Source organism: Pedobacter kyonggii, assembly GCF_004310665.1.
In the GTDB taxonomy this organism is placed as follows: domain Bacteria; phylum Bacteroidota; class Bacteroidia; order Sphingobacteriales; family Sphingobacteriaceae; genus Pedobacter; species Pedobacter kyonggii.
Map to the genome: position 1 here is coordinate 117,162 of NZ_SIXF01000007.1, position 14,429 is coordinate 131,590.

Here is a 14,429-nt window from a genome sequence, read left to right on the forward strand (position 1 = left end):
CAAGAATATTTCATTTATATATGAATTTATACTTATATTGTAGTGTGAATTAAATCACTAAATAGCTTATAGCGAGAAGGTTGCTTTTGTCTTGATAAGATTATATAGTAATCCTTTATATTTAGTCTAAAAAATGGATTTTATTTCACTATTGCAAAGTTAAAATATACTTTCTAACCAATAATTATTTAATCCAAAAACAGAAATATGAGCCGTTACAAAGACAATTAATGTTAGATAGATTTTTAAAATAACGCTGTCTAATTCTTTTGCCTAACTAGCAAGCTGTAAAAAGAGAATAACAAACAAACCCATCCTTAACCGGAAACACTATTGAATAAACTGTATAAAGCAATTGCAGGTTTATTATGCTAAGAGAAATTGATTAAACCCAAAGTTTAGCCGATATCAATTAGATGAATTAGTAAAAAAAACTAACCAAATAACAAATATGAACTCAAAATTTTTACGAAAAACCTCATGGGTTTTAGTGCTCATGCTAATCACATGTACCGCTGTTTTTGCCCAACAAAAGCAGATCACCGGTAAAGTGGTCGACAAAAAAGATGGGCAGCCCGTTCCCGGTGTAACTGTTGGGATACGTGGTAAAACCAATAATGTAAGCACCAACGATAAAGGAGAATTTGCACTGATTGCCGATCCGGCCACTGACGCCCTGGTATTTTCATTCATCGGCTACGCTCGTCAAATTGTTCCTTTAGCTGGAAAAACGAACATCACCGTAAACTTTGTAGAAGACAATACAGCATTAGATGATGTGGTGGTTATTGGTTACGGAACCAAGAAAAAATCAGAAATTCTTGGTGCTGTAGCAACTATTAGTGGTGCTGAAATTCAAGATGTTCCTGCACCTAACTTAGCAGGCGCATTGAGAAATAGAATTGCTGGTGTCGGCGTGAGTCAATCATCAGGCAGACCAGGTTCGCCAATTACTTTAAATATTAGAAATTCTACTACTACCACTGCCGCGGCTGGTACCACAGATGAACCACTTTATGTTGTAGATAATATTACCGTTACCAGAGAAGCTTTCGATAATATCGATGCCTCTATGATTGAAAATTTAACATTTTTAAAAGATGCTTCTGCTGCAATTTATGGTGCTGCTGGTGCTAAAGGTGTTATTTTGGTTACTACAAAAAAAGGAAGAATAGGTAAACCAAGTATCACTTACAATGGTTATCTAGGCATTTCTGACGCGATTAAGGTGCCAAAGATGTTATCTGGATATGATCATGCATTATTATTAAATGATACGTTCCGTTCTCAAGGTGCTGCTGCATCAGACTACTTTGCTCCAGAAGATTTGGAATATATCAAAACGTTGGATTATAAAAGCTGGTACGATGAAGTTTGGCAAGCGGCTACCACACAAAGACATAATATCGGTATTTCTGGTGGGAGTGATAAAATTACCTTTTTTGCAGGAGGAAGTTACCAGGGTGAAAATGGAAACTATGCAGGGATGAAGTTTAATAAGTATTCATTCAGAAGCGGCGTGGTTGCAACAGTAGCGAACGGCTTAAAAGCTGATGTGAATTTTAATGTTGATTATGGCACTAAAGAACTACACCATAATACCCAGGATAATGATGCGCCCTTTTTTGAAAGACTTATCACAATTCCAAGATGGGTTCCAATTAGTATAGACGGTAAATATGTGAACTATAACGTTAACGGAGTTAACTCTAGTAATATTAATCCGTTGGCCATTTCTGAGTCTGGTTATTATAATAACGGTTCAAATAAATCATACCGTATCAATGCCTCATTAACTTACGAACCAACCTTTTTGAAAGGGCTTGTCATTCGTGGACAAGTTTCGCAATCAAGTGGGTCATCAAAAAACACGCAATATGTAGCACCTTTTACGCTGTACAACTTTGTGAAAAGAGGGAACAACCAAGAATTATTTACCAATCAATTACCAACGGCTACCGCACCTACTTTTCAACCAACGAGTGCAACGAATTCAAGTTTCACGCCTGGCCTAAGTGATAATAATAGCTACCAGTTTTTTCTAACGCTTCAATACAATAAAACTATTGGAAAACACACTTTTGGTATTTTAGCTGGTGCGGAGCAAAGTGAAGGTAATACACAAAATTCAACTGTTCGTTATACAAATCAGCTAATCCCAGGGGTAGACCAGTTTTGGGCTTATGACATCAACACATTAGTGGCATCAAACCTAGATAGAACAGCAGTTTCTAAACGTTCTGGTTTTGCTCGTTTTAGTTATGATTTTGATAAGAAATATCTTCTTGAAGGTATTGCCCGTATCGACGCATCGTCTAACTTTGCATTAGGGAACCGTTGGGGTGTCTCGCCAAATATTGGGATTGGATGGGTAGTGAGTCAGGAAAATTTCTTTAAAAACAGCAATGCACTTAGTTTTATCAATTTCTTAAAATTAAAAGCAAATGTTGGTATTACTGGTGATGACAGGGTTGGGGTTCGTTTATGGCAAGATAGATTCCAGATTGATGTAACCAATGGATACATCTTTGGAAATGCCAATTCAAACAGTTTAAACCGTTCACGTTTGGCTAATCCTGATATTACCTGGGAAAAGAAAAGAACAATCAACGTTGGTTTAGAAACTTCAATGTTTAACAACAAGCTTGATATTAGTATTGAGGCGTTCCAAAACTATACTTATGATGGTTTCGAATTGGGTGCAAATAATCAATACCCACAATATTTTGGCACGCAGGCACCAGTGTTAAATTACAGGCAACATTATAACTGGGGTTCTGAGTTCAGTATTGGGTACAAAGCGAAGCTTGCAACAGATTGGAATCTTAGTGCGAGCATGAACTTCTCTTATGGTAACTCCGTTACAGACAGAATTCTTTATACAGCTGGGAACTTAATTAATAATACATTCCCTAACTTACAATTGTTCGGTACTGATCCACGCAAGTACAATACCAGCAATTACGGTTTAACTAACCTGGGCATGTTCAGAACTCAGGGCGAAGTTGATGCCTGGATGGCAAAATATCCAAACTACAGAATTTATGATAAAATTCCACAAGCCGGGTGGTTGTATTATGAAGACACCAATGCCGATGGTGTAATCTCTGATAGCGATTTAGCGCCTTTATATAACAATACCAATGCATTTTTTTCTTCTGGTATCTCGTTGAATTTAACTTATAAAAACTTCAGTTTAAACACTAATATCAATGCACGATTTGGTGGTAAAATTTTCTACGATAGCCGGGCGAGAACAGCTCCTTCAAAAACCAGAAATACGCTGGATATCTGGACAGATCGCTGGACATTAGAAAATCCAATGAATGGTAAATATCCAAGGTTTGATGATCCATCATTAGGAATAAACTCTGATTTTTGGGCTGTTGATGGAACGATGATCCGTATCAATACCATGACTTTAAGCTATAAAGCACCTACTGCTTTCGCAAATAAATTAGGAATTGGCGGTGCCCGTATTCTACTAACAGGAAATAATCTTTGGACTATTGTAAATCCTCTGCCTTATAAAGATCCTTATACTTCAAGTGCATGGGATTATCCAATGTTGAGAACGATATCTTTAGGATTGAGTGTTAACTTATAATTTTTAGAGCAATGATTAATTACATAAAAAACAATATAAAAAGGGCAGCAGTTATTTTAACTATTGCCGCATGTTTACCAGCATGTGTAAATAAAGATGAGTTTTTCTTATTACCAGATACAGGCGGTATCGATCAGGCGATATGGGATAATGAGGGCTCTGTACAATTACATCTTAACAGGGTGTATGATGTAGCTATGTATCAATTTCCATTGCAGCTAACTCCTGATCGTTATGGTGTTCACTATGCAAGTGATGAGAACTATTTTCCTGATGGTGATGCAAACGCAAAAGCTACACTTGGACTACAAGGTGTGTTGGGAAATAACGATGTCAGGTATACCGGTAATACCTATGGCGGTAACCCAGGTCAGAATAAATATTGGGACATTGCCAGATGTAATGATGCCATTGCCAATCTTCCTAACAGTACAATGCTTACCCCTAAAAAAAATGAATTGCTGGGGCAATATTATGCACTTAGGGCGATAACCTATTTCGAGTTGGTTAAAGTTTATGGTGGTGTTCCGCTTCCATTAACGCCGCAAGGTGGTGATAGTATTTACGATGAAGGTAGAAGGCCGGCTAAAGAGTGTTTTGCGGCAATATTAAGTGATTTAAATAACGCAATAATCCTTTTAGAAGGCTTTAATCCAGGTGATGCCGACGGAAGAGGTAAAATCACTAAATTGATTGCCACATGTTTAAAAGCAAAAGTGTTATTGTATTGGGCAAGTCCTCAATTTAATCCAACAAATGATGCAAAACATCCTTATCAGGCTTCGAGATGGGCTGACGCTTTAACTGCCAACAAGGAAGCTTATGACATGTGTGTTTCGGCCGGAAAAAAGTTAATGCCAAATTATTTAGACATTTTCCGTGTAGAAAGTGGAAACACTGAGGCAATCCTGGTAAGAACCTATTCAAATACAGTACCTAATAGAGGAAATAATACCGAAGTGCGTGTTAGGCCAGCCTCAGAAGGTGGAAGTACTGGCTTTCCAAATACTTATTTTGTACCTACTACAAAAATGTTGAATGCCTATCCAATGAGAGATGGTAAGCCTTTTAATACATCTACGGCTTTTCCGTATGATGCAACCATGTTCTGGCAAAATAGAGATCCAAGATTTGAAGCTACTTTTGCTACAAACGGATCGGTGTATCCATTGAGTGGAAACGCAAATAGAAAACAGTGGACTTACAATCTTGCAGTTGGAGAGAGCAGTGGAGTAGCTGTATATGTAAAGCGTTTTTCTACGCCTACATTAACCGCAAGCGCTTCTACTTACAGTAGTTCTGTTGGTGGCGGAAGTGGCATGGATTGGATCGAACTTAGATTTGCAGAGGTAATGTTGAATTATGCTGATTGTATGAACGAAACAGGAAATATCGCAGGTGCAAAAGATTTAGTGAGACAAATTCGTCAAAGAGCAGGAGTAGTAGCAGGTGATTCTGATTACGGACTAGCGTTGGCAGGAAGCACGCCACAATTGCGTAATTTAATCCTTGGTGAAAGACAAATTGAATTCGCTTTCGAAAATAAACGCAATGCAGATTTGAGAAGATCTCGCACTATGCACTTACTAACTGGGAATATGTCTAAACTGGAAGTCCAGTTGGTAAATCCTCCATCCGGATCAGACCAGAAAGATAAAAAAGTATTAGAAGATCCAACAGTTCCTGGAGGTACAACATTGTTCAGAGAAACTTTAAACATTAATGATAAAGCAACTTATACCAAGTATTTTAAAAATGTTGTAATAACAAACACAACGTATTTACCATATAACGTACCAGAGTTTCATTACTTCTATACCTTCCATAATGATTTTGTGAGTTTCGGTAACAAAATCCTTCCAACAATTGGATGGGCTGGTGGTACGTTTGACCCACTTGATTAGTATTTAAAGCATAAATGTTTCAGTTGATCTGACTAAAAATTAAAATAATGAAAACTAGATATATTAATAAGTTACTCATCGGGTTATGCTTGATTCTTTTCGCTTCTTGTAAAAAAGAATCAGCGAACATATTTAACATGTTCGAAGATGTTACCGTAACCTACAACAATAGCGATCCCCGTTGTGTTACCGATTATAAAGTAATTAACGACAAAGAAGAAGTATGGATTGATTTTACCATAAACTCTGCTAAAGAAGATATGTACTCTTATGTATTTGAGGTTTCTGCAGGTACAGCTCAGGCTACACGGTATACGATCGCAATTTCAGATCCTACCAAACGCAGAAGTTTTTCAGCAATTATTAAACTTCCAAATACCGCTTTTCCTGCAGCTGCGCTTCGTGATGGTAAACAAAGCTATCGTATCTGTGCATTGAATGAAAAGGGGGTATTCATTGGTGATGGATACAAAAAAGTAACAGTTGACGTAAATCCAAGTTTTATGATTTATGCCAATAGAGATATTTATTTACCAGATACCGTTGCAAAATCTTTACCAAGCTTTTTCTCACTTAATGATGCTACAAGTTTTAGTTACACAAATGCATCAGCTAATGCTGCAAAGATAGATTTTGGTATATATAGAAAACCTGGTTCCAATTCAACAGCTCAAACACCAACTTGGGTCGTTAATTTATTCTCCCCAAGTGTTGCTACTAATCCATTAACAGTTTATGATATTAGCGGCTTTAGTCCTAAAAGAACCACTAAATTTAGTCAGCCAGTTACCGGACAAGCCAATGCATTTCTGACTACCGCAATTTCGGGCTCTTCTATAGAGACTTTGGCTAAAGCGAGGGCAATTACTTTTAACGAAACTACTCAAACCGCTCCAGCTAACGGTTTGGCGGCAGGTAATGCGGTGTTTTTTCTTACTCCGGAAGGCAAATACGGTATGTTATATATAAATGCAGTTACTTCCGATTTACAGAAAAGACCATTTATTAATGTCAGTGTAAAAATTCAACGATAAATGCCTTTCTCGGCGGCTAGTACCGCCATATATTTGGTTTGAAAAAAGGGAGCAGCGATTGCTTCCTTTTTTTTATTTAACTCGCAATTTTTAAGATCAAAATTCAAAGGGGCATTTATTTTGCCCCTTTTTCGTTTGTAAATATTCTTTTACCAAAACTTTAAAATAAGCGTTTTAATAACGTTTTTAAGTTTAAAACAGGCTGAAACTCAAAATTCAAATACTTTTTATTTAAATATTATATTTATATATGAATTTAATATCTACCTTGTATATCAGTTATTGTAATCAATTTAATTTGCTGGAAGGATTTTTATTGAATGATAATATAGTACAATAGCTGGAGAAAATTATACATAAAATAGAGATTTTTTACGTGCAATTTTGAAATATAATATACTTTCTAACCAAAATAATTATCGAAATTAAATAAAATAATGAGCCAAATCACCGCATAACATTTTCATTTTTTTTCTGGAAAGCTTTTCAGCCCTGCTTCAGTTTATAGCGCCAGATAAAATAATATTTAACAGAAAAAAACTAATTCATTAAGCCTCTCCATACATAAAGTTTAAAATTTAGCGCAATAAGATCTTTGATTAAGGATGTGCAAGTCCTCAACAATAGAATTAAAAACTAACCAAATAATAAGATGAACTTAAAATTGTTACGCAAAATTTCTTTGTCCTTGCTTTTTATGCTATTGGCAAGCACAATTCTTTTTGCTCAGGACCGAAAGATTACGGGTAAAGTTGTAGATCAGGCAGATGGACGAGGAATTCCTGGAGTAAACGTAAGTCTAAAAGGTGTTCCAAGCAATGTGAGTACAAACTCAGATGGGATTTACACCATACAGGTAAAATCAAACAGCGATGTGCTTGTGTTTTCATACATCGGCTATGCCCGACAAACCATCCCAGTAGGCACACAAACAACAATCAATGTAAAACTGGTTTCTGATAACCAAAATTTAGATGATGTTGTGGTTGTAGGTTATGGTACACAAAAAAAAGTTACTTTAACAGGTTCAGTATCAACAGCCGATATTAAAAAGGTAGAAGATGTACCAGCGTTAACTTTAAGTGCAGCCTTAAGAGGAACGGCACCCAACCTTAACATTTCTGGTGGCACACAAAGACCAGGGCAGGGAACAACGATTACCATCCGAAATCCCGTTGCATTTGCCAAAGACGGTGGGCAGGGTACAAACCCGATATTTGTAATTGATGATATTATCAGAACACAGGCCGATTTCGATCTCTTAGATCAGAATGTGGTAGAAAGCGTTTCTGTACTAAAAGATGCTGAAGCAGCAATTTTTGGGGTTTCTGGTGCAAACGGAGTAATTATAGTACGTACTAAAAGAGGTAAAACCGGTGCGCCAAAAATTAATTTCAGCTCGTCGGTTGGTTTTTCTGATGCCACTAAACTGCCCAACATGATGAGTGGTTTACAGCTTGGTAATTTTGTAAATGATTATCTAGATGCAAACGTTTATCAGCAGGTTACAGCTGGTGTGGAAAGAAAAAATTCCTATATAAACCCTGCCGATGGATTTAAAGTTGTGGATGGTGTTACAACCACCAAAGAACCTTTATGGTATACACCAGATGAATTGGAATATTTTGAAAGCCATAACAACAACTGGTTAAAATCTGCATTTCAAACTTCGAATATGTATCGCCAGACATTAAATATAAGTGGTGGTACTGATAAGGTTACTTATTTTGTAGGTGGCGATTATATTACCCAGAATTCGAACTTTAAAGGTGTTAACTCTAGCAAATATGGCTTAAGAGCAAGTATCGATGCTAAATTAGGCAAGGGATTAACCGTTTCTGCATCAATTAGTACCGATGTTAGTCAGTCGAAAAGTTACTTTTACAAACTGAACGGTACCAGTGAGAGTTTAGATAATGATGTGGCAACCCTGCAGAATGTTAACCCTTGGTCTGAGTATTTTATTAATGGTAACCCGGTATTACTGGGCACAAATGCTGGTGGTGGTTTAGAGAATGTAAACTTTTTCTTAATACAGAATACAGATAATTTTACCAGTACTAAAGCTTACGTAATGAATATGTTAGGTAAAATAACCTATCAAATACCAGGCGTAAAAGGCTTAACAGCTACGTTTACAGCAAATAAAAATATAAATGCCAGCAATGGAAAGCAATTTGGTACTACATTTAACTATTACAAATATGCCGGTTTAGGTTTAAACAGCCATATCCCAGGTGGTGCTTTATTATCGGTTTCCTCTATTAGAAATGGTGATAGAATACGTTTGAACCCGATATTCAGCGAATCTTATCAGTTAAATGGTGGTTTTACTTACGACCGTACTTTTGGTAAACACAGTATATCTGCAACAGCTTTGTTAGAGCAAAGAGAATCAGATCAGGAAGGGGTATCGGCTATGGTTGAAGGTTTGGTTACCGGTGCATTACCTTACCAAACATTTGCAGTTGGTACACAAAGTTCAAATCAGGTAGGTTTGGTTAATCAGTTTGGTTTCCAATCGCTTATTTCGCGTATAAATTACGATTACGATAATAAATATCTTTTACAATTGGTTTATCGTAGAGATGGCAGTTCCAGGTTTGCTCCAGGTCGCAACTGGGGTAATTTCCCGGCGGCTTCTGCCGGATGGGTAGCATCACAAGAGAAATTCTTTAAAGATCATGTTAAATTCATGGATTTTCTAAAGTTTAGGGTTTCAGTAGGTTTAACAGGTACAGATAATACCAAACCTTATCAATACCTGGTATCTTACAACGTGGGTACAGGTAATAACGGTGGAGCGGTTTTTAATAATGGCGATAGAACCATCGGTGTTAAAACAAATATTGCTATTCCGAATGAGAATGTTGTTTGGGATCACTCGTTAAAAACCAATTATGGGGTAGACATGGCTTTCTTGAAAAATAGACTTACCGCAACAGCAGAATATTTCTGGAGCCATAATTACGATATGTTAACCACGCTATCTTCTTCTGTACCAGCTGTTATCGGCGCAGCGGTTCCGACAGAAAACTTTGGTATTGTAAACACTTTTGGCTACGAGCTTAGTTTAACATGGAAAGATAAAATTGGTGAAAATTTAAGCTATAGTTTCTCTCCATTCTACACCTGGAATGATAATAAATATATCAGGTATGATTTGGCATCGGGAAAAATCGGTACGCTTGAAGACTTAACCGGCCAATCAAACGATCCTGGTTATTTTGGATACAAATCTTTAGGTATTATCAGGACACAAGATGAGGCTAATGCCATTATTGCGCAACGTATAAATGGATCATCTGTAGGAAATGACCCTAAAAAAGTTAAAATATTAGATAACATTTTGCAGCCAGGCATGATTAATTACGAAGATGTAAATGGCGATGGTGTAATTACTGTTGCTGATAAACAATATGTTACTAACCGTCAAACTAACCATAATTATTTGGGTTTAAACTTTAATGTGGGTTATAAAGGCCTTAGTCTTAACGTAGTTGGAGGTTTGGCGTGGGGAGGTTACACCAGCATTGGTGGCTTAAAACCGAGCGGAACAAGTGCATCAGTTTATGGAAATAGGGCAGCGTATTGGGCCGATCATTGGACCAAAACAAACACCAGTGCTGCTTACCCTAACCCTTATTTTACCAGTGCATTCGAAGAAAGTGATTTCTGGTTGGTATCAGCCACTCAATTGGGAATTACAAATGCGAATTTAAGTTATTCAATCCCAGCTAAATTAACACAGAGGGTAGGTATAAATAGCATTAGGTTATTTGCACAGGCTACTAACCCAGTTCAGTTCATTAATCCATTTCCAGATAACTATAGAGATTTTCTTTCTCCGGTTGGTACTTATCCAACATTAAGAACAATTTCTTTTGGTATAAATGTTGGCTTATAATTACAAGAAATATCATGAAACCATCATGAGCATACCGCTCACAAAGCCTGATAAATATGCTCATTATAGCTTCATAACCATTAAAAAACTATATTCTGATGAAAAAATTAATCATATTAATCACAATTTCTGCCTCACTTACAATGCTATTCAGCAATTGTAAAAAAGTATTGGAAAAGCAAGATTTGGGCAACTTTGTTGCTGAACAAATTTATAATGATTCCGTTACTGCAACCTTAAGCATGAATTATATTTATGGCCAAAATCAGCCATCATGGTTTGGTAATGTAGGCGGTTTAAGCAGTTCGGTAAATTCATTGTCTGATGAGCAATACGGAGATAACGTATTTGTAAAAGGCACAGCGACCATCGAATCTGTTACCGATCTGGGGAATTTGAATACTGCTGGTAATTATGTAAAAATCAGGTCTATTAATATGTTCATTAGAGACATTAATAATGGTACCCTTGCACCAGGAACAAAAAAGCGTTTTAATGCACAAGCCACATTCTGGCGGGCATTTAGGTATTTCGAACTGGTTAAGCTTTATGGGGGTGTGCCTATTGTACTTACCCCATTGGATGCGGTAGGCGAAGAGGCGAAAAAAGCTGCGTTATTACCAAGAAGTAGTACTTCCGAAACTTTTGCGCAAATTGCTAAAGATTTAGATACCTGCATAAAATATCTGCCAACCAAATGGCCGAGTAATGCAGATTATGGCCGCATTACTAAAGGCGCAGCATTAGCTTACAAAGGCAAGGTATTGATGTATTGGGCAAGTCCGGAGTTTAATCCTACAAACGATCAAACAAGATGGAAAGCAGCTTATGATGCCAATGTTTTAGCGGTTGAAAATCTTTCAGCCAATGGTTTTGGTTTATATTCAAAATTTGATGTTACCATGTGGACAACGGAGGGAAGCAATGGAGGAAGTACCCCTCGTAACCCTGAGGCAGTTTTAACTACCCAATATAATATGGCTACAACCGATTTGGCTCAAAACAATAACACCTATCCTAATGCAACTGTACCAAGGTACATTGGGACTTCGGGTGGTTCTAATTTACCAACATACGATATGGCCTTGGCTTTCCCGATGAAAGATGGTAAAGATGCAGGCACTTCTACCAAATATCCATACAGCTTGGCTACTTTTTACAAAGACCGCGATCCGAGGTTTGATCAGACAATAGCTTATAATGGAGCTAATTGGCCATTAAATGCCAATCCCAACTATCGTTTATGGACTTATAATTATACAAAAGGATCGACCACGCTTAGTACAGAATCGCAGGCAACATCCAGCGGTTTTTACTTAAGAAAAGCCATTGATCCGGCTTTAACAACAAGCAATTTTATGTATGCAGGTACCGATTGGATCGAAATCCGTTACGCTGAAGTATTGTTGAATTTAGCCGAATGTGCAGCTGAGATTGGTAATACCGGACAGAGCCAGGAGGCTTATGCCAACCTCATCGCGATTAGAAAACGTGCAGGTATTGAGGCTGGAACTGATGGGCTTTATGGTTTAACCGCCGGAATGAGCGGCGCTCAACTGGTAACTGCAATTATGCGAGAAAGAAGAATTGAACTTGCTTTTGAGGGAAAACGCTTCTGGGATTTAAGAAGAAGAAAATTACTGGAAACAACCTTAAACGGTAAAAGAAGGCTGGCAATTAACATTGCACTAAAAAATACGGGGACAGGTACTGATTATATATTAGGCACAAGAGATGCAGCTGCTGCAATCAATTTGGATGCTTTTTATACCACCAATTTTACAGTTACAACAAAAACTCTCGATACTTATGATATTGCTTATCAAGCTGGCGTATACTTCTTTGGCATACCAACCGCATCGATTCAAAACAATATCAATCTCCAGCAAAACAACACCTGGGGTGGAGCATTCGATCCATTAAAGTAATTACAGAAGATCTTCGGAGCGGTTTGCTCACCGCTTTGGTTTTTTTATGTTTGGTTTGAAAAAGGGAACATTAATTTGTTTCCTTTTTTTTTATTTAAGAATGTTACATTTATATATGAATTTTATTCCTATCTTGTAACATGGCTGCGAGAATGAATTTAATTTGTTACAGGCATTTTTGTTAATTGATAAGATGATACAATAGATAGCCAAAATTATACATTAAACAGCTGCTTTTTGCATGCAAATTTGAAAGATAATATACTTTCTAACCAAAATTATTTACAAGGATAGACAAAGAAATGAGCCACGATTTTGAATATCAGCGATTAGATTTTTCTGCTAATTAAAAATATTTCGTAATTTCTTTCTCTTCCCAACTAACAACACAAATGAAAAAGAACATTTTAAATCTGTTGCTAACAACAGCATTAATACTCTCCGCAAATTATACGTTTGCCCAATATCCAAATATTCCTGCCAATATTAAAAAATCATCCGATTCGATGATGAAAGAAGCCTATCACCAATCTGATATTGCCTGGGAGAAAGCAAAGCCTATTATTGCAAAAGAGGCAGCTCAAGGCAAGCCATATATTCCTTGGGCGGGTAGACCAACTGACTTACCACAATCAGATTTATTGGCTTTTCCGGGTGCAGAAGGCGGTGGTGCCTATAGCTTTGGTGGCCACGGCGGTAGGGTTATTGTAGTTAAGAATCTAAATGATAAGGGACCTGGTTCTTTGCGCGATGCCTGTGAGCAAGGTGGTGCAAGGATTGTGGTATTTAATGTTTCAGGGATCATCAGATTAAAAACCCCGCTTATTATCCGTGCACCTTATATCACTATTGCAGGTCAAACCGCACCCGGTGACGGTGTTTGCGTAGCTGGCGAATCGGTTTGGTTAAATACGCATGATGTGATTATACGTTTTATGCGTTTTAGGAGGGGGGAAACCTTTGTTGGCCGTCGCGATGATGCCATTGGTGGAAATCCAGTAGGTAACATTATGATCGATCACGTTTCGGCAAGCTGGGGATTGGATGAAAACATGTCGATGTACCGCCACATGTACAATGATAGTACCGGCAAAACCGAAGAAAAATTGGGAACGGTTAACATCACGATACAAAACTCTATTTTCTCTGAGGCATTAGATTATTGGAACCATGCTTTCGGTAGTACCTTAGGCGGAGAAAACTGTGCCTTTGTTCGTAACCTTTGGGCTGATAATGGCGCCCGTAACCCATCAATCGGCTGGAACGGCATATTTAACTTCGCCAATAACGTGGTTTTTAACTGGAACAACCGCTCTACAGATGGAGGAGATTATACCGCACAATACAATATCATCAACAACTTTTACAAACCAGGTCCGGTTACAGAACTAAAAGATCCGATCAGTTACCGCATTTTAAAACCAGAATCTGGCCGCAGTAAATTACCTTATGTTGTTTTTGGTAGGGCTTATGTTGCTGGAAATATCATCGACGGTAATGAAAAAGTAACCAGAAATAACTGGGATGGAGGTGTTCAATTAGAAGATAAAAAAGGAAATTTAATGTCTTTCGATGAAGCAAGTAAATATTTTGCTGCAATGAAAGCTAAGAACCCGTTTCCAATGCCTAAGATTAGCATTATCCCTACTTTAAAAGCTAAAGAATATGTATTGGCAAATGCTGGTGCCACTTTACCAAAAAGAGATCCGGTTGATACACGTGTAATTAAACAGGTTGCCACAGGTAAAATCGAAGTACATCCTGATGCTAAACCATCTGCTTTTCAATTCGAACACCGCAGGTTGCCTGGCGATTCTTACAAGCAAGGCATCATTACAGAAGTTTCTCAGGTTGGAGGTTACCCAGAATATAAAGGCACACCATATAAAGACAGTGATGATGATGGCATGCCTGATGCTTACGAGCTTAAAAATGGTTTAAACCCTAAGGATGCATCTGATGCTGCTAAAATTACAAAAAGTGGTTATGCGAACATCGAAGTATATTTAAATAGTGTTGTTCCGGTCTCAATTGTTAAGCCTAACTAAT

The 14,429-nt window shown here is 37.4% G+C and carries 6 protein-coding genes; all 6 read left to right on the forward strand.

What is annotated here, in order from left to right; translation table 11 throughout:
- Positions 1-451: 451 nt before the first annotated feature.
- The 6 genes from EYS08_RS09895 (at position 452) to EYS08_RS09920 (ending at position 14,428) form a co-directional block, all read left to right on the forward strand.
- Complete coding sequence (locus EYS08_RS09895) at positions 452-3,607, forward strand: SusC/RagA family TonB-linked outer membrane protein (RefSeq protein WP_131029879.1); 3,156 nt, start codon at positions 452-454, stop codon at positions 3,605-3,607.
- 11 nt (positions 3,608-3,618) lie between these two features.
- Positions 3,619-5,511 (forward strand): RagB/SusD family nutrient uptake outer membrane protein, encoded by a 1,893-nt coding sequence (locus tag EYS08_RS09900; protein ID WP_131029880.1) that lies wholly within the window; start codon positions 3,619-3,621, stop codon positions 5,509-5,511.
- Positions 5,512-5,558: 47 nt separating this feature from the next.
- Positions 5,559-6,545, forward strand: coding sequence for a hypothetical protein (locus EYS08_RS09905; protein ID WP_131029881.1), 987 nt, complete (start codon positions 5,559-5,561; stop codon positions 6,543-6,545).
- 652 nt (positions 6,546-7,197) lie between these two features.
- Positions 7,198-10,452 (forward strand): SusC/RagA family TonB-linked outer membrane protein, encoded by a 3,255-nt coding sequence (locus EYS08_RS09910; RefSeq protein ID WP_131029882.1) that lies wholly within the window; start codon positions 7,198-7,200, stop codon positions 10,450-10,452.
- A gap of 98 nt (positions 10,453-10,550) precedes the next feature.
- Complete coding sequence (locus tag EYS08_RS09915) at positions 10,551-12,380, forward strand: RagB/SusD family nutrient uptake outer membrane protein (RefSeq protein WP_131029883.1); 1,830 nt, start codon at positions 10,551-10,553, stop codon at positions 12,378-12,380.
- Between the two features lie 392 nt (positions 12,381-12,772).
- On the forward strand, positions 12,773-14,428 hold the full coding sequence (locus tag EYS08_RS09920) for a pectate lyase family protein (protein ID WP_131029884.1): 1,656 nt from the start codon (positions 12,773-12,775) through the stop codon (positions 14,426-14,428).
- The last annotated feature ends 1 nt before the right edge of the window (position 14,429 follow it).